The organism is Streptomyces sp. AM6-12 (genome assembly GCF_044327085.1).
Taxonomy (GTDB): Bacteria; Actinomycetota; Actinomycetes; order Streptomycetales; family Streptomycetaceae; genus Streptomyces.
Map to the genome: position 1 here is coordinate 2049948 of NZ_JBIQWN010000001.1, position 20072 is coordinate 2070019.

A 20072-nucleotide genomic window follows, 5' to 3' on the forward strand; every position below is an offset into this window, starting at 1 on the left:
GCCGCCCTTCGTCGTCGTAACAAACTCCGCCGCCGCTACCCCTCCGCCGCCACGATCTCCCGGCACCGCTTCACGTCCGCCGCCATCTGTTCGAGCAGCGCCTCCAGCGAGTCGAACTTCGCCTGGCCGCGGACGTAGGCGACGAAGTCGACGGCGACGTGCAGGCCGTACAGGTCGAGGCCGACGCGGTCGATGGCGTACGCCTCCACCGTGCGCTCGGTGCCGTCGAACTGCGGGTTCGTGCCCACCGAGATGGCGGCCGGCATGATCTCGCCTTGGGCGTGCAGATAACCGGCGTACACGCCGTCGGCGGGGGTCGCGGTGTGCGGCAGGGTCTCGACGTTGGCCGTGGGGAAGCCCAGCTCACGGCCGCGCTGGGCGCCGCGCACCACGACGCCCTCCACCCGGTGCGGGCGGCCCAGGATCTCGCGGGCGCCCTCGACGTCGCCCTCGGCGACCAGCCGCCGGGTCAGGGTCGAGGAGAACGGCCGCCCGCCGCCCGCCGCGCCGGACACGTACAGGTCGATGACCTCGACCTCGAAGTCGTAGACCTTGCCCTGTTCGGCGAGGAACTCGACGTTGCCGGCCGCCTTGTGGCCGAAGCGGAAGTTCGGGCCCTCCACGACCGCCTTGGCGTGCAGCTTGTCCACCAGGACCTTGACCACGAAGTCGGCGGGCGACAGCCTGGAGAACTCGCTGGTGAAGGGGAGGATCAGCACCGCGTCGACGCCCAGTTCGGCCATCAGCTCGCAGCGGCGGTGATGCGGGGCGAGCAGCGGCGGGTGGCTGCCGGGGCGCACGACCTCGCTGGGGTGCGGGTCGAAGGTGACGACGACGGCCCGGACGCCCAGCTCGCGGGCGCGGTCGACGGCGTGCTTGATGATCAGCTGGTGGCCGCGGTGGACACCGTCGTAGGAACCGATGGTGACGACGCTGCGCCCCCAGTCCTCGGGGATGTCCTCCAAGCCACGCCAGCGCTGCACTGTGACCGCTCCTCGAACCCGTGTCCGTGTCTACCTTGACGATTGTGCAGGTCTAAGGGTGCCATGCCGGGTGGCCGGGGCCCGCATCGGCGGGGGCGCTGTGACCCGGCGCACGTCGCCGGGGCAGCTCGGGGGCGGTATCAGGCCGGTACCCGCGCGCCCCCGAGGATTTCCAGGGTGCGGCGGGTGCTGGGGCCCACCACGGCGGCCCACTCGTCCGGGGCGTCGGCGAGCCAGCGGGTCATCCGGGCGGCGAAGCCGGGGACGTGCCGGCCGAGGTCGGCCAGGGCGCGGTCGAAGCGGGTGGCGCCCTCGGGGGTGCGGCCCAGGAGCAGCCCGGTGCGGTGGACGAGGGCGCGGACCTCTTCCACGGAACGGGATCCCGATTCCACCGCTCCCCGACCGGCTTCCAAGACCTCCTGAACGGCGCCCGAGGCCGCCGGACCGGTTTCCGGGACGGCCGACCCGGTTTCCGAGACCGCCAAACCGGCTTCCGAGACCGCCGGACCGGTTTCCGAGACCGCCGGACCGGTTTCCGAGACCGCCGCGTGCACCACGGCGACCAGCACCGACGGCTCCTTCTCGCGGGCGAGCAGGAAGTCCAGGAGTTCGGCGCGCGGCGAGCCGGGGACGCGGGTGCCGGGGGCGGCGAGGACGGTGGCGAGGGCGGCCCGCAGCGGTTCGGAGCCTTCCCTGAGCAGGCCGGTGACCAGCGGGAACAGCACAGGGCGGGCGGCGGGGTCGGGTTCCAGCCGGTGCTCGACGGCGGTGGCGATCCGACCGGCGGTCTCCGGGTGCGGGCGTGCCGCCTCCCGCAGCAGGCTCGCGGCGGCGCGGGCGAGGGCCGGGGTGGTGACATCGGCGAGCAGACGGCGCAGGCAGTCGGCCGCCTCCCGGTGCGGGCCGCGCAGCCGGGTGCGGAAGGCGTCCAGGACGGATTCCGGGTGGGTGGGGAGGGCGAGGAGCAGGGCGGTCGCGGGGACGAGCGGATCGCCGTCGGCGAAGTGGCGCAGCGCGTCGGCCAGATGCCGGTCGCGGAACCGCGGGTCGCCGGCCAGGACGGCGTGGGCGCCGCCGTGCAGGGCGTGGTCGGCGGGGCGGGCCAGCACGGCGCGCGCGGCCCGGCACAGCAGCTCGCGGTCCCCGGCCCCGCGCACATGCGGGGCGGCGCGCAGCGCGAGCGTCACCGCGGCCGGGTGCCGGGCGGACCGCTCGTCCCGCGCCCAGCGGTACACGGCCCGGCACAGCGCCGACGGCTCCTCCTCGGCGAGCACGGTGAGCAGCTCCTCCGCGTGCCGGTGCCCGCTCTCGGCCAGCGCCTCCGTAAGAGAGTCCAGCGCGCCGTGCCGATGGGTGTGCAGCAGGGCCTGCGCGGCGGTCGCCACGGTGGCGTGCGGGGCGGCGGGCAACGGCCGCTCGTCCTCGAACCACCGGGTCAGACACGGCTGTACGGCATCGGGCGCGGCCGCCAGCAACCGGGCGACGGCGTCGAGGTACCGCTCCCCCGGCGCCCCCGCGACCGGCCCACCGCCCGCACGCGCCGCACCCGCAGCCGGCACACCCGCGCCCGCCGTACCCGCAGTCAGCGCACCCGCACCCGGCGCTCCCGCGCCCGCACCCGAGGCCGACCCGCCCCCACCGGACGGCCGCGCACGCACCCTCGACGCGCCCGGCGCCGGGTCGGCGAGGACCAGCCGGCGCAGCAGGTCCAGGCGCCCCGCCATGGAAAGGGGCAGGCCGGTCCAGAAGGCGGGCCCGAACTCCACTGGCACCGGCCGCAGTTCGCGCCGCCAGGCCACCACACGCTCGGCGAGCAGCCGCAGCACCTCGGTGTACGGCGTCGCGTCCGGCACCTGTCCCAGGGCCCCGGCGAGCAGTCGGGCGGCCCACCAGGACTCGGTGTCCAGATCCAACGCGTCCACCAACTCGCGCAGCTGGAAAGCGAGTTGGCGGGAGCCCTGGCGGCGGCCGAGGTGCAGCAGGGCCTGGACGACGGGCCCGGCGCGATGGCGCGGCACCGGCGCCGCGTCCGCGTCCGCATCCACATCCACCAGCTCCGCTCCGGAGTCACGGGCGCGGTGCACCAGGGTCTGCACGGCTTCGTCCAGGTCGAGGTGCAGGCCCTGGAGCCAGTCGGCCAGTTCCTCGTGGGCGAAGCGGTAGCCCCGCCCGGCCGGCACGAGCAGGCCCTCGGCGAGCACGGCCGGGGCCCAGCCGGTGCCGCCGCCGAGCCGCTCGGGGGCCTGCCCCCACGGGAACACCGCCTCGAAGGACGCCCGGTCCAGTTCCCCCTGCGCCGCCCCGAGGCTGAGCCGGGCGGCCTCGTGCACCTGTCCGGCGACCCGCGCGGCGAGCCGTCGTACGGCCGTGCCGCGCAGCCCCCGCTCGGCGGCGAGCCGCACCGCGATGCGCAGGCACACCAGGTCGAGATGGGCCGCGAACACCTCGTGCCGGTCGACGGGACCGGCGAACGGCGCCGTCCGCAGTACGGCCCACACCTCCGACAGCAGCCGCAGGGTGAGCGGGTGCCGGGCGTCCCGCGCGGCGAGCAGGCCCTCGGGAAGCCCGTACCGCACCCGCGCCTGCTCGGCCTCCCGCGCATCCAGGTCACCAAGTACGACCGCCCGTGCTGGAGTTGAGGCAAACCCGGCCTGCTCCCAGTACTCCTCCCGGCAGGCCACCACCAGACGGGCGCCGGTCCGCCGTAGCCAGCCGAGGGTGCCCTCGGTCCATTCGGAAAGGCGCCGGGCCAGGGCCGGGGGCATCTCCTCGGGGCCGTCGAGGAGGAGCAGGAGGGGCCGGCCCGCGCGGGCGGTGAGGTGTTCGGGAGTGAGGTCGCCGAGGTCGGGGTCGAGGCGGCGGGCGGCGGCGATGATGCGGGCGGCCCGGCGCAGGGCGCGGTGGGCGGCGTCGGCCAGCGAGCCGTCGCGCTCCTCCAGATCGGCGCCGCGCAGCCACAGCGTCGGCGCGGCGGCGCGGGCGCGGCGAGCGGCCAGCGCCGCGAGTTCCGTCGTACGACCGGTGCCCGGTGCGCCGACCAGACCGAGCACGCACCGCTCGCCCTCGTCCGCGAAGACGGCCAACTCCTCTGCCACCGCGGGGCGTTCGACCGGCTGCACCAGGGCCCTGGGCGGGCCGTCCTGGCCCACCGAGGTGGCGGTCAGTTCCAGGACGCCGGCGAGGTTGAGGTCGGCGCCGTACGCGGGCACGGTGGCCGCGTTGCGGGCGAGCAACTCGGCGAGGGGGCCGTCGGCGGCGCGCGGCGGCACCGCGAAGCCGGCGTCGCGGTGGGGGGCGTGCAGGACGGTGCCGAGGACGCCGAGGACCGCGCCCGTACGCGCGTCCACCACAGGGCCGCCGGCCGCCCCGCCGCCGGGGCGCAGCGCGTCCCGGCCCGCCGTCCCGATGGCCAGCTCCAGCGCGTCGCCGATCAGATGACGGCCGTACGACACCTCGGCGGCGGCCAGCACCCGCGCCTCGCGCCAGATCCCGGCGGCGAGCCGTACGTAGGTGCCGGCCGCGACGCTCGCCCGGCCGCTCAGCGGCAGCGGCGGCACGTCCAGGCCCTCGGTGCGCACCAGGGCCAGGTTCCGGCCGGGCAGCCCGGTCACGTCCTCGGCGCCGACCACGCGGGTGCGGTCCCCGGCGCGCAGCACCAGCCGGTCGAGGCCGTCGACGGCTTCGTGGCTGGTGAGGAGGGTGCCGTGGTGGTCGGCGAGGAAGCCGGTGCCGCGGGTGCGGCCGGCGGGGTCCTGGATGTGAACCAGCGGGTCGGCGGTGCGGGCGTCCGCGAAGGGGGCGGGGTCCGTACGGCGGATGCCCACCAGGGCGCCTACCGGGTGCGGGTGGGACGTGCTGATCACTCGCGCGCCGCGCGCTCCGCCCGAGCCGGCGCTGTCCGCGCGGGCGGCCTCGGTGCGGGCGGCCTCGGTGCGGACGGTCTCCACGTGGCCGGTCTCCGCATGGGCGGCCTCCGTGCGGACGGCCTCCGTGTGGGCGGCGAACGGTCCCGTCGCGTCCGTCATGTCACCCGTGCCGTGCGCCGTGGCCCCGCGGGCGCTGCCGGTTCGCGGGTCTCCTGCCGTCATCGTCCTGCCTTCCCGCCTTGCCCGTGCCTGTGGCGACGGTAGGCGGATGAAGATCGGCGAGGCGGCCGCTCGGGGAACGCGCCCCCTTCCGCTCCCCCGGTTCACTCCGAGCGCCTGCCCGGACGGGTGAATCGGCGGGGGCGGCTGGATAACCCTAGGGGTGGGGGAAGTGGGGGGACCGTGGAGCGGCGGCAGGGGCGTACCCCCGTGCCGGCCGCCGCTCCACGGCAAAGGCCCTCGCGCGGACGAAGGCCACCGCTCAAGCGAAGACCACCGCTCAGGCGAAGGCCACCGCTCAGGCGAACACGGCCAGGCTCTTGGCCTTGCCCTTGTGCAGTTCGACGAGTGCCAGGAAGCGGCCCTCGGGGCCGAACACGGCGACGGGTCCGGCGTCCGCGTACTCGTCGGGCATCTCCAGGCGGACCCCGTTCAGCAGCAGTCTGGCGCGCCTGGCGTCTACCTCCCAGCGCGGGAAGGCGGCCCCGGCGGCCTCGGCGATCGGCATCACGGTCAGCTCCTGCTGGAGCTGGTCCAGCGTCCTCGCCGAGTCGAGCTTGTACGGCCCGACGCGCGTGCGGCGCAGCGCGGTGAGGTGTCCGCCGACGCCCAGGCCGGCGCCCAGGTCGCGGGCGAGCGCGCGGATGTAGGTGCCGGAGGAGCAGACGACGGAGACGACCAGGTCGAGGACGGGGGTGCCGTCCTCGGCGACGGCGTCCCTGACGTCGTACACCGTGAAGGACGAGACGGTCACCGGGCGAGCCGGGATCTCGAAGTCCTCGCCCTCGCGGGCCCGCTTGTACGACCGTACGCCGTCGATCTTGATGGCGCTGACCTTGGACGGCACCTGCATGATGTCGCCGGACAGCTTGGCGATGCCGGCGTCGATGGCCTCGCGGGTCACCCTGGAGGCGTCGGTGGACGAGATGATCTCGCCCTCCGCGTCATCGGTGAGGGTGTCCTGGCCGAGCCGTACGGTGCCCAGGTACTCCTTCTCGGTCAGCGCGAGGTGGCCGAGGAGCTTGGTGGCGCGCTCGACGCCGAGGACCAGCACGCCGGTGGCCATCGGGTCGAGGGTGCCGGCGTGGCCGACGCGGCGGGTCCTGGCGATCCCGCGCATCTTGGCGACCACGTCGTGCGAAGTGAAGCCCGACGGCTTGTCGACGATGACAAGGCCGTCGGGCGTGGTGTGCTTCTGCGTCATTCCGCGGCGTCGCCGTCCGTCTCGTCGTCGGCGGGCTTGCGGTAGGGGTCCGCGCCGCCGGCGTAGGCGGCGCCCGCGGAGGTCTCCCGCACCTTGGCGTCGGACTGCCGGGCCTTGTCGAGGAGGTCCTCGATGGTCCGGGCGGTGTCCGGCAGGGCGTCCGCGACGAAGGTGAGGGTCGGGGTGAACTTCACCCCGGCCGCGCGGCCGACCTCGGAGCGCAGGATGCCCTTGGCGCTCTCCAGGCCCGCAGCGGCGGCCTTCCGCTCCTCTTCGTCCCCGTACACCGTGTAGAAGACGGTCGCCTCCCGCAGGTCACCCGTCACGCGGGTGTCCGTGATGGTGACGTGCGAGCCGAGCCGCGGGTCCTTGATCCCGCGCTGCAGCTTCTGGGCAACCACCTCTCGGATGAGGTCCGCCAGCCTTTTCGCCCGCGCGTTGTCGGCCACTGGTCCAGCTCCCGTTCTTTCCTGATTCCTTGGTCTTTGATCCGCGGTCTTCGTCCGCGGTCCGGGTCAGTCGTCGTCGCCGTGGAAGCGGCGGCGCACGGACAGCAGCTCCACCTCGGGGCGGGCGGCGACCAACCGTTCGCACCGGTCCAGTACGTCCGTGAGGTGCGCCGCGTCTCCGGAGACCACGGCGAGGCCGATGATCGCCCGTCGGTGGAGGTCCATGTGGTCCACCTCGGCCGCGCTCACGGCGTACTTCCGCTGGAGTTCGGCGACGATCGGGCGGACGACGGAACGCTTCTCCTTCAGCGAGTGGACGTCGCCGAGGAGGAGGTCGAAGGACAGGGTCCCCACGTACATGTATGTTGCCGGTTCACCCGCCGGTACGGGATCGATGGCCCCTGCCGGGTGGCCGGGGGACATCAAGAAACGGTACCGCGTGCGGGCCGGTGCCTCGACAGGGTTTCCGCCGCCCACCCCGACTCGGTCGGCTGCGAGGCCGGGAAACGAGCGGATGGCCGCAGGCCAGGGATGGAGCGGAGCCCGAGCATCGAAGCCCCACAGCGCGCGCCGTCCCGAGCGACAGACCGTCGGCCGAGGACGACCGAACCAGGACCCGGAACCGCTGCCCGACCGTGCCACGCGGACCCGCTCGACATCTGAGGCCCCGGCCCAGCGGACCAGGCTCAGAGCCGAACCCACCGGCCACGTGCCCGAAGACCGCTCGGCCGGCCGCGGACCACAGTCCCGGCCCACCACCGGCCAACGGCCGCAAGCCCCCAGCGGGCCAGCGGCTCGAGGGCTGTCGCGGGCCGCAGATGTACCGCCTCGCCCCATCGACAGACCACAAGCCGGACACCCCGGAGCACCGCTCCGAGCCGTCCGGCCCCTGTCCAGCCGACCGAGTCGGGTGGGTGGGCGAAGGAGGGGCGGAAGGAAACGGCACCGCCGGCCGACGGGAACCCCCGTCGGCCAGCGCGCACCGTCACTCCGTCACGCCCGCGGCTTCTCCCGCATCTCGTACGTCGCGATGATGTCGTCGACCTTGATGTCGTTGAAGTTCCCGAGGTTGATACCGCCCTCGAAGCCTTCGCGGATCTCGGTGACGTCGTCCTTGAAGCGACGCAGGCCCTCGATGGTGAGGTTCTCCGCGACCACCTTGCCGTCGCGCAGCAGGCGCGCCTTGGTGTTGCGGCGGACCTCGCCGGACCTGACGAGCACACCGGCGAGGTTGCCCAGCTTGGACGAGCGGAAGACCTCGCGGATCTCCGCCGTACCCAGCTCGACCTCTTCGTACTCCGGCTTGAGCATGCCCTTGAGGGCCGCCTCGATCTCCTCGATCGCCTGGTAGATGACCGAGTAGTACCGGACGTCGACGCCCTCGCGCTCCGCCATCTGCGCGGCACGGCCGGCCGCACGGACGTTGAAGCCGATGACGATGGCGTCGGAGCCCATCGCCAGGTCGATGTCGGACTCCGTGACCGCACCGACACCGCGGTGCAGGACGCGGATGTCGACCTCTTCGCCGACGTCCAGCTGGAGCAGCGAGGACTCGAGGGCCTCGACCGAACCGGAAGCGTCACCCTTGATGATCAGGTTCAGCTGCTGGACCTCGCCGGCCTTGAGCACCTTGTCCAGGTCCTCGAGGGAGACACGGCGCGTGCGCTTCGCGAAGGCCGCGTTGCGCTCGCGGGCGGCGCGCTTCTCCGCGATCTGACGGGCCGTACGGTCCTCGTCCACCACGATGAAGTTGTCGCCGGCACCCGGGACGTTGGTCAGGCCCAGGACCTGGACCGGCGTCGACGGGCCCGCCTCGGACACGTTGTTGCCGCTGTCGTCCAGCATCGCGCGGACACGGCCGTACGCGTCGCCGACCACCATGGTGTCGCCGACCCGCAGCGTGCCTCGCTGCACCAGGACCGTGGCGACCGCACCGCGGCCGCGGTCCAGGCGGGACTCGATCGAGATGCCCTGCGCGTCCTGGTGCGGGTTGGCCCGCAGGTCGAGCGAGGCGTCGGCCGTGAGGATCACGGCCTCCAGCAGCGAGTCGATGTGCAGACCCTGCTTGGCGGAGATGTCGACGAACATCGTGTCGCCGCCGTACTCCTCGGCCACCAGGCCGTACTCGGTCAGCTGACCGCGCACCTTGGTCGGGTCCGCGCCCTCGACGTCGATCTTGTTGACCGCGACCACGATCGGCACGTCGGCCGCCTTGGCGTGGTTGAGCGCCTCGACCGTCTGCGGCATGACGCCGTCGTTGGCCGCGACGACCAGGATCGCGATGTCCGTCGACTTCGCACCGCGGGCACGCATGGCGGTGAACGCCTCGTGACCCGGGGTGTCGATGAAGGTGATCGCGCGGTCCTCGCCGTTGACCTGGGTCGCGACCTGGTAGGCACCGATGTGCTGGGTGATGCCGCCGGCCTCGCCCGCGATGACGTTCGTCTTGCGGATGGCGTCGAGCAGCCGGGTCTTACCGTGGTCGACGTGACCCATGACGGTCACGACCGGCGGACGGACGACCAGGTCCTCCTCGGTGCCCTCGTCCTCGCCGAACTCCAGGTCGAAGGACTCGAGCAGCTCGCGGTCCTCCTCCTCGGGGCTGACGATCTGGACGTTGTAGTTCATCTCGTCGGCCAGGAGCTGCAGCGTCTCGTCGGAGACGGACTGCGTGGCCGTGACCATCTCGCCGAGGTTCATCATGACCGCGACGAGGGACGCCGGGTTGGCGTTGATCTTCTCCGCGAAGTCGGTGAGCGACGCGCCGCGGGAGAGACGGATGGTCTCGCCGTTGCCGCGCGGCAGCATCACGCCGCCGACGCTCGGGGCCTGCATGGCCTCGTACTCCTGGCGACGCTGCCGCTTCGACTTGCGGCCACGACGCGCGGGACCACCGGGACGGCCGAAGGCGCCCTGCGTGCCACCACGGCCGCCGGGACCACCGGGACGGCCACCGAAGCCGGGACGACCGCCGCCACCGGGGCCGCCGCCGAAGCCGCCGCCACCGCCACCGGGACGACCGGCGAAACCGCCGCCGCCACCCGGACGGGCACCGCCGCCACCGCCGCCGGGACGACCGGCGAAGCCGGGACGACCGCCGCCGCCACCGCCGCCGGGACGACCGGCACCGGCCGGACCGCGGCCACCGGGGCCGGGACGCGGGCCGGCAGCGGGACGCTGCGGCATCATGCCGGGGTTCGGACGCGGACCGCCCGGACGCGGGGCGCCGCCCTGCGGACGGGGCATCGAGCCCGGAGTCGGACGGGGACCGCCGGGAGCCTGCGGACGCGGACCGCCGCCCTGGGCGCCGGGCGCCTGCGGACGGGGACCGGCGCCGGGGGCGCCGCCGGGACGCGGGCCACCCTGCGGACGGGGCGCCTGCGGGCGCGCCATGCCGGTGGAGCCGCCGGAGGTGAAGGGGTTGTTACCCGGGCGCGGGCCGGAGGGACGGGCACCCGGACGCGGGGCCTGACCACCGGGACGGGGCGCGCCCTGACCCGGACGGGCCTGACCCTGGCCGGAGGCCGGACGGCCACCGGGCTTGGGGGCGCCGGGACGGGCGCCGCCGGGACGCGGACCCTGCGCGGCCGGGGCCTGCGGGGTCTGGGCGGCGGGGGCGGCCGGCGGAGCGGTGAACTCCGGGGCGGCCGGAGCCGGACGCGGCGCGGGCTTGGGGCCCGGAACCGGACGCGGACCCGGAGCCGGCGCGGAGGCCGCGGGAGCCGCCGGGGCCGCCGGCTGCTGCGCGGCGGGCGTCGGGGGCTTGGGCGCCGGCGGCCTCGGGGCAGCCGGACGTGCCGCCTGCGCCGGAGAGGGCGCGGCGGGCTTGGGGGAAGCCTTGCGCGGGGCGGGCTTGGCGGACTTGCCGCTGCCACCACCCTGGAAGGCGTCGGTCAGCTTGCGTACAACCGGCGCTTCGATGGTCGAAGACGCCGAACGGACGAATTCACCGAGTTCCTGGAGCTTGGCCATGACGACCTTGCTCTCGACACCGAACTCCTTGGCGAGTTCGTAGACCCGGACCTTAGCCACTTCGCTCCTTTGAGGTCCGGGTGAAGCCGGACCGTCGCTAGTTCATGGGCGTACTCATCGCGTACTCATCGAGTGCTCATCGCAATCTCGACCTGCTTTCGACTCGCGAGGTACCAAGCCGCACGGGGTTCCGTGCGGCATGTCTTACGGCGTTGCCTGCTCGGCAACTGTCGCCTGCTCGACGTATCGGCGCAACGCCTTTGTGTCGAGCGCGGCCGGGGCGCGCAGTGCCCTCGGCAACGCCCGGCGGCGTACCGCCTGGTCGACACAGACCAGGGCGGGGTGCACATAAGCACCCCGGCCGGGCAGCGTACCGCGCGGATCGGGGACGCATTCGCCCTCTCTCCGCACGATCCGCAGGAGATCGTTCTTGGCCGCCCGCTCCCGGCACCCCACACAGGTGCGTTCAGGGCATGCTCCGGCATGCGTCCGGCCAGACACGGCTAAGTCTACCTCCCCGCACCGACCTCACCCCTGTGGGGGAAAGATCGAACGGCTGTTGTCCCATTCCAAGCCATCCGCGGCCTGGATCATTCCCTGGTGGCGGCGCGCCTACTCCGCGGGCTGCTCGGTGTCGGGCCGGATGTCGATGCGCCAGCCGGTGAGCCGGGCGGCGAGGCGGGCGTTCTGCCCCTCCTTGCCGATCGCCAGCGAGAGCTGGTAGTCCGGCACGGTCACCCGCGCGGAGCGGGAGGCGAGGTCCACGACCTCCACCTTGCTCACCCGAGCGGGTGACAGGGCGTTCGCCACCATCTCCGCCGGGTCGTCCGACCAGTCGACGATGTCGATCTTCTCGCCGTTCAGCTCGCCCATCACATTGCGGACCCGGCCGCCCATGGGGCCGATGCAGGCGCCCTTGGCGTTCAGACCCGAGCGGGTGGAGCGGACGGCGATCTTGGTGCGGTGGCCGGCCTCGCGGGCGATGGCGGCGATCTCCACCGAACCGTCGGCGATCTCCGGCACCTCCAGGGCGAACAGCTTCTTCACCAGGTTCGGGTGGGTGCGCGAGAGCGTCACGGAGGGTCCGCGCACGCCCTTGGCGACCCGGACCACGTACGACCGCAGGCGCTGGCCGTGCGGGTAGGTCTCGCCGGGCACCTGCTCCTGCACCGGCAGGATGGCCTCCAGCTTGCCGATGTCCACCAGCACGTTCTTCGGGTCGCGGCCCTGCTGGACCACGCCGGTGACGATGTCGCCCTCACGCCCCGCGTACTCGCCGAGCGTCGCGTCGTCCTCGGCGTCGCGCAGGCGCTGAAGGATCACCTGCTTGGCGGTGGTGGCGGCGATGCGGCCGAAGCCCGAGGGGGTGTCGTCGAACTCCCGCGGCTCCTGCCCCTCCGCCAGGTCCTCGGGGTCCTCCTTCGCCCACACGGTCACATGACCGGTCCCCCGGTCGAGCTCCACGCGCGCGTGCCGGCGGCTTCCCTCGGTGCGGTGGTAGGCGATGAGGAGGGCCGACTCGATCGCTTCGACCAGCAGGTCGAAGGAGATCTCCTTCTCCCTGACCAAGCCCCGCAGGGCGCTCATGTCGATGTCCACGGCTACGCCTCCTCCTCTTCCTTGTCCTTCTTGTCCTTGCGGTTGAACTCGACCTGCACGCGCGCCTTGGCGATCTCCGGGAAGGCGATCCGGCGGGTGGTGGCCTTGCGGCCCTTGACGCCGGGGACCTCGGCGTCGAGGCCCTCCTCGTCCACGGCGAGGATGCGCGCGACCAGTTCGCCGCCCTCGGTGAGCTGGAACTTCACGAGCCGGTCCACGGCGCGCACGAAGTGCCGGTGTTCGGTGAGGGAGCGCTCCGCGCCGGGGGTCCCGACCTCCAGGTCGTACGCGGTGTCACCCATCGCGTCGGTCTCGTCCAGCTTCGCCGAGAGCGCACGGCTCACATCGGCGATCGCGTCCAGGTCCGCCCCGGAGTCCGAGTCGACGACCACGCGCAGCACCCGCTTGCGTCCGACGGAGTCGATCGCGATCTCTTCGAGATCCAGCCCCTGGGAGGTGACGAGCGGTTCCAGCAGCTCTCGCAGCCTCTCGCTCTGGGTGGTGCTCATCCGGGTGACTCCTCGGCCGCGTGTGCTGTTGTGGGATGGGTCGCGTGTCTGGTCAAAGGGTATCCGGTCGCGGGGAGTGTTGCCGTCCACCTGTGGACAACCCCGCGCGGGACGGGTGAGGCCGGGCGGTGCCGGTGACTGGTATCGGACACATGCGCGGGTACGGTGATCACGCGCGCTCGCTCGCCGCACTTCTTGTCGTACGAGTTCCCCGAGGACGTCTGCCGTGCCGTACCCCTCGCCACCGCGTTTCCCCTCGGGGCCGCGCGTCCGCAGAAGAACCCTGCTGGCCTCGGCCGCCGGTACCGCCCTGCTCGCGGGCTGCACGTCCGGCGCGGATTCCGGCGACGACGCCTCGGCCACCGCGCGGGCCCGTGCGGCGGCCGCCGCGGACAGCACCGCGCTGCTGGCCCGCTACGACGCCGTGCTCACCGCGTTCCCGGACCTCGCGGAGCGGTTGCGCCCGCTGCGCGCGGAGGTCGCGGCCCATGTCGCCGCGTTCACGGAGGGTTCGACCCCCACGGCGACCCCCTCGGGCTCCGCCTCCCCCACCCCCTCGCCCGCTCCCGTGCCGGCGAGAGGGAAGGACGCCCTCGCCTCGCTGGCCGCCGCCGAGCGGGCGCTCGCCGACCGGCGGGCCAGGGCGCTGCTGGACGTGCCGGGCGAGCCGGCCCGGCTGCTGGCCTCGACGGCGGCGGCCGGTGCCGCGCACGCGTACCTGCTGACGACGGGGGCGGCGAAGTGAGCGACGACGGCGAGAAGGCCGAACTGACCGCCCTCCAGGCCGCGTTGGCGGCGGAGCACGCGGCGGTGTACGGGTACGGCGTCGTCGGCGGCCGGGTGGACGACGGGCGCCGGGGCGAGGCGAAGGCGGCGTACGACGCCCACCGGGCCCGGCGGGACGCCCTGACCCGCGAGGTGCGGGACCTGGGCGGCCGGCCGGTGGCGGCGAGCGCGGCCTACGCCCTGCCGTTCGCGGTGCGCGACGCGGCCGACGCGGTACGGCTCGCCGCGCGGCTCGAGGAGCGGGTGGCCGGGGTCTACGCCGACCTGGTGCGCTCGGCGTCCGGCGCGCGGCGTGCCTCGGCGGCGGAGGCGCTGCGGGAGGCGGCGGTGCGGGCGGTGGCCTGGAGCGGACGGAGCGTAGCCTTCCCTGGGCTCGCCGAGCGGGCGGGCGAGGGGACGGGGACCGGTACGGACACGGGGACCGGTACGGGGGCCGTGGGCGCGGGGCCGTCGGGGTCCGTGTCGCCGGCCCGCTGAGGCTTGCAGGGCCGAGGCTTACAGGACTGAGGAAGGGAACGGCTCGCGCATGGCTTTCGAACCGCCGCGGCGCCTGGTGCGGGCGCTCGGGGAGAGCGCCCCGGCCGGGGACGACTGGCTGGCCGGGCTGCCCGAGCTGGCCGAACGGGCCGTTTCGCGGCGGGAGTTGACCGTCGAGCGGGTGCAGGTGCCGGGGGGCCGCAGCAGCCTGGTGGTGCTGGTGCGGCGGGCGGACGGCGGCCCGGCGGTGCTGAAGCTGGCCCCGCCCAGGGCCCGGCCGGAGAGCGAGCGGGCGGCGCTGGCGCACTGGGCCGGGCGGGGTGCCGTACAGCTGCTGGAGTCGGACGCGCAGGACAGCGCGGAGGGGGCGCTGCTGCTGGAACGGCTGCACCCCGATGTCTCGGTGCGGTCGCTGCCGGAGGCGAAGGCGCTGCTGGAGGCGGCGGGCGCGCTGCGGCGGCTGTGGGTGGAGCCGCCTGCGGACCACGCGTTCGAGACCGTCGCCGAGCGCACCGGGCGGCAGGCGGTGGCGATGCGGGCGGGCGCGGAGCGGGAGCCGGAGGCGGCGCCCCTGGTGGACGCGGCGCTGGCAGCACGGGAGGAGTTGCTCGCGGCGCCACCGGAGGAGCGGCTGCTGCACGGAACGTTCCGGCAGAGCAAGGTGCTCGCCGGGGACCGGCTGCCGTGGCTGGCGGTGGGCCCGGACCCGGTGGTCGGGGAGCACGCGTTCGACCTGGCGCGGCTGGTCCGGGACCGGGTGGAGGACCTGATCGCCTCACCCGCCGGCGCGTCCATCACCCGGCGCCGGATCAAGCGCCTCGCGGAGTCCCTGGAGGTGGACCAGGAACGGCTGCGGGGGTGGACGCTGTTCCGGGCGGTGGAGTCCGGGGTGCGTGCGGTGCGGGTCGGCAGGCCGCGGGACGGGGAGTTGCTGCTGGAGTTCGCCGGGTGGCTTTAGGCGGCGGTGGCGGTGTTCACGGTTTGCGGGTCACCCAGATCATTTCCGCCGGCCAGCGGTGTCCCCAGTCGGGCGGGTCGGTCTGGTTGTAGCCGTTGGGCGTCGCGGGTTCGGGCCGCGGTTCGATGAGGTCGTCGATGACGAGGCCGGCGCCGCGCAGGACCCTGATCCAGTCGCCGTAGGTGAGCTGGTAGCTGGTCGCGCCGTCGTCCTCGGCGATGGCCTGCAGCCCGAAGTAGTCCTGGTGCAGCGTCGTGGTCACGCGGTCGGCGGCTTCGTCGTAGCAGGCTTCGAGCCAGGGGCTGGCGACGTTGAACACCAGACGGCCGCCGCGGCGCAGGACACGTGCGGCCTGCGGGACGGCCAGGTGCGGAGGCGCCCAGCTGAGCCCGCCGTAGTCACAGAACACCAGGTCGAAGGTGTCGGCGGCGAACGGGAGGTGTTCGGCGGCGCCCTGCACCAGTGGGTAGCGGGCCGCTCCCCTCGCGCGGGCCGCCGCGGCGAGCTGGGCCTCGGACAGGTCGAGCCCGACCACGCGGGCCCCCTCGGCGGCGAGCGCCCTGGACCACTGGCCGGCGCCGCAGCCGAGTTCGAGGACGCGCTTGCCGGTGACGTCGCCCAGGGCGCCCAGGTGCGCGTCGGGGATGGCGTACGTGCCCCACAGCCGGGGGGCGGCGCCGATCTGCGGGTCGTGCGCGCGCTGGTAGGCGCTGCTGAACCGATTCCAGAACCGCCGGTTGGCGGGGATGCTGTCCACGCGCCGACTCCAGCACCGCCCGCCGGGTACGGTCAACGCAATTGGCGGTGCCCCCGCACCTCTTCGGGCGCGGGGGCACAGAGCCGGGGTTACGCCGTGAGGCGCGCGAGCGCGTCCTCGACCGAGACTTCCTCGCGTTCGCCCGTCTTGCGGTCCTTCAGTTCCAGGACGCCCTCGGCCGCGCGGCGGCCGGCGACGAGGATCTGGGGGACGCCGATCAGTTCGGCGTCGGTGAACTTGACGCCCGGAGAGACGCCCGCGCGGTCGTCGACCAGGACGCGGACGCCCGCGGCGGCCAGCTTGCCGGCCACGTCGAGGGCCAGCTCGGTCTGGAGGGCCTTGCCGGCGGCGACCACGTGCACGTCGGCCGGGGCGATCTCCTTGGGCCAGCACAGGCCCTGCTCGTCCGCGGTCTGCTCGGCGAGCGCGGCGACGGCGCGGGAGACGCCGATGCCGTAGGAGCCCATGGTGACCCGGACGGGCTTGCCGTTCTGGCCGAGGACGTCGAGCTTGAGGGCGTCGGCGTACTTGCGGCCCAGCTGGAAGATGTGGCCGATCTCGATCGCGCGGTCCAGCTTCAGGCCGGTGCCGCAGGCGGGGCAGGGGTCGCCCTCCTGTACGACCACGACGTCCACGTACTCGTCGACCTCGAAGTCGCGCCCGGCGACGACGTTCTTCGCGTGGGTGTCCGCCTTGTTCGCACCGGTGATCCAGGCGGTGCCGGGGGCCACGCGCGGGTCGGCGATGTACTTCACCTTCTCGCCCAGGCCCTGCGGACCGACGTAGCCGCGCACCAGGTCGGGGCGGTCCGCGAAGTCCGCCTCGGTGACCATCTCGACGGCGGCGGGCGCGAAGTGCTCCTCCACCTTGCCCATGTCCACCTCGCGGTCGCCGGGCACGCCCACCGCGACGATCTCGCCGTCCACCTTGACCAGCAGGTTCTTCAGCGTGTCGGATGCCCGCACGCCGAGCGAGGCGGCCAGCGTCTCGATGGTCGGGGTGCCGGGCGTGGGGATCTCCTCCAGCGCGGGCACGGCGGAGCCGTCGACGGGCTGGAGCGCGTAGTGGACCGCCTCGGTGTTCGCGGCGAAGTCGCAGTTCGGGCAGTCCGCGAAGGTGTCCTCGCCGGCCCCGGCGGGGGCCAGGAACTCCTCCGACTTGGAGCCGCCCATCGCACCGGCGGTGGCCGCGACGATGCGGTAGTCCAGGCCGAGGCGCGCGAAGATCCGCTGGTAGGCCTCGCGGTGCAGGGCGTACGCCTCGGCGAGGCCCTCGTCCGCGGTGTCGAAGGAGTACGAGTCCTTCATCAGGAACTCACGGCCGCGCAGGATGCCGGCGCGGGGGCGGGCCTCGTCGCGGAACTTGGACTGGATCTGGTAGAGGATCACCGGCAGGTCCTTGTAGGACGTGCACTGGTCCTTGACCAGCAGGGTGAAGATCTCCTCGTGGGTGGGGCCGAGGAGGTAGTCGCCGCCCTTGCGGTCCTTGAGCCGGAACAGTTCCTGGCCGTACTCGTCCCAGCGGCCGGTGGCGTCGTACGGCTCGCGGGGCAGCAGCGCGGGCAGCAGCACCTCCTGGGCGCCGATGGCGTCCATCTCCTCGCGTACGACGCGCTCCACGTTGGCGAGGACCTTCTTGCCCAGGGGCAGCCAGGACCAGATGCCGGCGGCGGTGCGGCGGACGTACCCGGCGCGGACGAGGAGCTTGTGGCTGAGGACCTCGGCGTCCGCCGGGTCGTCGCGCAGCGTCTTCGCCATCAACTGGGACATGCGCTGGACCTGTGCGTTGGCCATGGTTCTCGTACTCCTACAGATAACCGGTGATGGCATAGGAGGTTAGCCGGGCTTGCCGGGCGGGCGGAAATCGGTTAACGCCCTATCGCCTGCGCAGCGGCAGCGGGGCCCCCATGACGGCGTACGGGCGCGGGGCGCTCGGGAAGTGGACGCGGCGGGCGAGGTCGACGTAGCCCAGGGAGTGGTAGAGGCCGCGGGCGGGGCTGTCGGTGTCGATCGCGGAGAGGATCGAGCGGGGTTCGGCGGCCGAGTCGGTGATCCGGGTGATCAGGCGGCGGCCGATGCCCCGGTTCTGGTGGTCCGGGTGGACGTGCAGCTCGGTGATCACGAAGGAGTCGTCCAGCCAGGAGTCGTTGCCCGCCGCGCGCAGGTACGGCTCGACGACCGTGGACCACCAGTGGGTGCGGGAGTTCGGCATGCCGTAGACGAAGCCGACGAGGAGCCCGCCGACGCTCGCGCCGAGGGCCCGCGCGCCCGGGAACTGCATGTGCCGCTGGACGATCTGGCGCCGTACGGCGACTTCGTCCGGGCCGAGGCCGAACGCCAGCGCTTGGACCGCCAGGGCCTCGTCCACGCGGGCCGCCAGGTCCAGGGGGCCGATCGCTAGATCCATGCCGGGAGCGTATCCGGGTTCAGAACAGCACACTCATGAAGGCGCCGATCTCCTGGAAGCCCACCCTGCGGTAGGTGCGGCGCGCGGCGGTGTTGAAGTCGTTGACGTACAGACTGACCACGGGGGCGACGTCCGCGAGGGCGTAGCGCAGGACCGCCGCCATGGCCGGGGCGGCGATGCCCTTGCCCCGGTGCTCGGGGGCCACCCACACGCCCTGGATCTGGCATGCCTGGGCGGTGGCCGCGCCGATCTCGGCCTTGAAGACGACCTTGCCGTCCTGGTCGAGCCGGGCGAAGGCCCGTCCGGCGCCGACGAGTTCGGCGACCCGGGCCTGGTAGAGCAGTCCGCCGTCCCCCGCCAGCGGGGAGACGCCGACCTCCTCGGTGAACATGGCCACGCACGCCGGCATGATCGTCTCCATCTCGTCCTTGCGGACGCGGCGGACGTAGGGGTCCGGGGCGATGTCGTCGGGCATGCGGTCGGTGACCATCAGCGGCTGGTGGGGCCGGACGTCGCGGGCCGGGCCCCAGTGGGGTTCCAGGAGCCGCCACAGCGCGGAGGTGGCGTCGGCGGGGCCGACGATGGAGGAGCAGCGCCGCCCGGCCCGCCGGGCACGGTCGGCGAAGCCGCGTACGGCGCGGGGGGTGGCGCAGATCGGGACCAGGTTGGCGCCCGCATAGCACAGGGACGTGAGCATGCCGTCCTCGTACCAGCCCCACATCTCGCCGCCGAGCCGCCAGGGGTCGAGCCCGGCGATCCGGACGCGCGCGGTCACGAAGGCATTCGCGACCGGCTCGCGGTCCAGGACCGCGAGCGCGGCGTCGAGGTCGCTCGGTTCGAGCACCCGTGAGGTGGTCTGGGTCAACAAGTGCGGGGGCCTCACCCTGGGATTGTGCTGGTCGTGGCACTGTACCTCGTGCGAATGCGCTGCGCTCCGGGTCCGTCCGGGCAAGCGGCCCGACGACGGATCTGCTGTTCCGCCGGGGATTATCGGGTGGTCGAATTCGTCACTCGGAGGGCACCCGCGCGAGCGTCAGGCGCCCATCATGCGTGTATTCGATCAGCATCCGGTCATCGACAGAGAACAGCCACACATCCGCACTTGTGTACAGGATGTCCTCGGCACGCCTTTTTACGTGCCCTCCGGGAAGCGCGACAGCCGGGACCGCAGCATTGCCCCAGAAAATAACCCACAGGGTTTCCGGTGAGGCGAGGCTCGCCAGCCAGCCCCGCACCATCTCCGCCGCCTCGCGTCCTCCGGAGGTGAACTCCTGGTCCACGAACGCGGCGGTCTCCCAGTCGATGCCCTCCCAGGCGGAGTGGGGAAACCTGTTCAGGCTGCACGCCTCGAAATCGCCCGATTCCTTTTTCTCGAGAATCATCAGATCCTGACGCTCCTCAGGATTCAGAGCACCCAGGAGATCATCGAGTCGCCGTCTGCCGCTTCCGAAGCATGTCCGCTTCCGTTCCGTCCCACCGTAATGCATAGCGGGCCTCGCCCTTTCCTATGGCCACATCGATGTACGGAGGGGGGCCGGGCAGGGTGACGTCGGTCTGCGGCAGGTACACCTTGCCGGTGACCAGTCGACCGGGTCGGTGTTGTCGTCCTCGACGCAGGCGGACTCCGTCGAAGTCGAACAGCGCGCGGAACCCGCCCGCGTCGCCCGCCGCCCTGGCCACCGCACCGCCGCCGCCCAGCAGCCCCCCGAACTCCATCCCGGACACCGCGGAGTCGCTGACCTCGTCCAGGTCGAAGCCTTGCTCTCACCCGTGGCCATCGAGACCGGCTGGGTCACCGCCAGGTCCACCGTGACCGACTCGATACCGCCGATCGCGGCCGTGGCGAGCGTGGTGCCCGTCATCGTCGCCACCTCGGTCGACACGGCC

The 20072-nt window shown here is 73.5% G+C and carries 18 protein-coding genes; 3 read left to right on the forward strand and 15 right to left on the reverse strand.

The window, feature by feature from the left end:
- Nucleotides 1-35: 35 nt before the first annotated feature.
- The 9 genes from ACE4Q9_RS09050 to rimP form a co-directional block, all read right to left on the reverse strand.
- Nucleotides 36-983 (reverse strand): bifunctional riboflavin kinase/FAD synthetase, encoded by a 948-nt coding sequence (locus tag ACE4Q9_RS09050; RefSeq protein WP_397983728.1) that lies wholly within the window; start codon nt 981-983, stop codon nt 36-38.
- A gap of 140 nt (nt 984-1123) precedes the next feature.
- Nucleotides 1124-5008, reverse strand: a complete 3885-nt coding sequence (locus tag ACE4Q9_RS09055; RefSeq protein WP_397983729.1) for a trypsin-like peptidase domain-containing protein — start codon at nt 5006-5008, stop codon at nt 1124-1126.
- A 358-nt stretch (nt 5009-5366) separates the two neighbouring features.
- Nucleotides 5367-6272, reverse strand: coding sequence for a tRNA pseudouridine(55) synthase TruB (truB, locus tag ACE4Q9_RS09060; protein WP_397983730.1), 906 nt, complete (start codon nt 6270-6272; stop codon nt 5367-5369).
- On the reverse strand, nt 6269-6721 hold the full coding sequence (gene rbfA / locus ACE4Q9_RS09065) for a 30S ribosome-binding factor RbfA (RefSeq protein ID WP_397983731.1): 453 nt from the start codon (nt 6719-6721) through the stop codon (nt 6269-6271). The genes truB and rbfA overlap by 4 nt, the downstream gene beginning before the upstream one ends.
- A 66-nt stretch (nt 6722-6787) precedes the next feature.
- On the reverse strand, nt 6788-7081 hold the full coding sequence (locus ACE4Q9_RS09070) for a DUF503 domain-containing protein (protein ID WP_355152423.1): 294 nt from the start codon (nt 7079-7081) through the stop codon (nt 6788-6790).
- A gap of 633 nt (nt 7082-7714) precedes the next feature.
- A complete protein-coding gene (gene infB / locus ACE4Q9_RS09075) occupies nt 7715-10753 on the reverse strand; it encodes a translation initiation factor IF-2 (RefSeq protein WP_397983732.1) in 3039 nt (1012 codons plus the stop codon).
- Nucleotides 10754-10897: 144 nt separating this feature from the next.
- Nucleotides 10898-11194 (reverse strand): YlxR family protein, encoded by a 297-nt coding sequence (locus ACE4Q9_RS09080; RefSeq protein WP_397983733.1) that lies wholly within the window; start codon nt 11192-11194, stop codon nt 10898-10900.
- Between the two features lie 111 nt (nt 11195-11305).
- Nucleotides 11306-12292, reverse strand: coding sequence for a transcription termination factor NusA (gene nusA / locus ACE4Q9_RS09085; protein ID WP_397983734.1), 987 nt, complete (start codon nt 12290-12292; stop codon nt 11306-11308).
- Nucleotides 12293-12294: 2 nt separating this feature from the next.
- Nucleotides 12295-12801, reverse strand: a complete 507-nt coding sequence (gene rimP, locus ACE4Q9_RS09090) for a ribosome maturation factor RimP (RefSeq protein ID WP_397983735.1) — start codon at nt 12799-12801, stop codon at nt 12295-12297.
- Nucleotides 12802-13027: 226 nt separating this feature from the next.
- On the opposite strand from rimP, the gene ACE4Q9_RS09095 reads away from it, so the two are divergent.
- From ACE4Q9_RS09095 to ACE4Q9_RS09105, 3 genes are read left to right on the forward strand one after another with little or no spacing between them, the layout of a single operon-like run.
- Nucleotides 13028-13546: a hypothetical protein gene (locus tag ACE4Q9_RS09095; RefSeq protein ID WP_397983736.1), complete on the forward strand. Its 519-nt coding sequence runs from the start codon at nt 13028-13030 to the stop codon at nt 13544-13546.
- A complete protein-coding gene (locus ACE4Q9_RS09100; RefSeq protein WP_397983737.1) occupies nt 13543-14064 on the forward strand; it encodes a ferritin-like domain-containing protein in 522 nt (173 codons plus the stop codon). The genes ACE4Q9_RS09095 and ACE4Q9_RS09100 overlap by 4 nt, the downstream gene beginning before the upstream one ends.
- Nucleotides 14065-14113: 49 nt before the next feature.
- Nucleotides 14114-15022, forward strand: a complete 909-nt coding sequence (locus tag ACE4Q9_RS09105; RefSeq protein WP_397983738.1) for an aminoglycoside phosphotransferase family protein — start codon at nt 14114-14116, stop codon at nt 15020-15022.
- A 16-nt stretch (nt 15023-15038) separates the two neighbouring features.
- On the opposite strand, the gene ACE4Q9_RS09110 is transcribed toward ACE4Q9_RS09105, so the two are convergent.
- From ACE4Q9_RS09110 to ACE4Q9_RS09135, 6 genes are all read right to left on the reverse strand, one after another.
- Nucleotides 15039-15779 carry a class I SAM-dependent methyltransferase gene (locus tag ACE4Q9_RS09110; RefSeq protein ID WP_397983739.1) on the reverse strand — a complete coding sequence of 247 codons (741 nt, stop codon included), beginning with the start codon at nt 15777-15779 and terminating at the stop codon, nt 15039-15041.
- Between the two features lie 89 nt (nt 15780-15868).
- Complete coding sequence (locus tag ACE4Q9_RS09115) at nt 15869-17572, reverse strand: proline--tRNA ligase (RefSeq protein ID WP_397983740.1); 1704 nt, start codon at nt 17570-17572, stop codon at nt 15869-15871.
- An 82-nt stretch (nt 17573-17654) separates the two neighbouring features.
- Entirely contained in the window at nt 17655-18185 is a 531-nt protein-coding gene (locus ACE4Q9_RS09120; RefSeq protein ID WP_397983741.1) for a GNAT family N-acetyltransferase, read from the reverse strand.
- Nucleotides 18186-18204: 19 nt separating this feature from the next.
- Nucleotides 18205-19053 carry a GNAT family N-acetyltransferase gene (locus ACE4Q9_RS09125; protein WP_397987158.1) on the reverse strand — a complete coding sequence of 283 codons (849 nt, stop codon included), beginning with the start codon at nt 19051-19053 and terminating at the stop codon, nt 18205-18207.
- Between the two features lie 139 nt (nt 19054-19192).
- Nucleotides 19193-19567 carry a hypothetical protein gene (locus ACE4Q9_RS09130; RefSeq protein ID WP_397983742.1) on the reverse strand — a complete coding sequence of 125 codons (375 nt, stop codon included), beginning with the start codon at nt 19565-19567 and terminating at the stop codon, nt 19193-19195.
- 40 nt (nt 19568-19607) lie between these two features.
- On the reverse strand, nt 19608-19901 hold the full coding sequence (locus ACE4Q9_RS09135) for a hypothetical protein (RefSeq protein ID WP_397983743.1): 294 nt from the start codon (nt 19899-19901) through the stop codon (nt 19608-19610).
- Between the last annotated feature and the right edge of the window lie 171 nt (nt 19902-20072).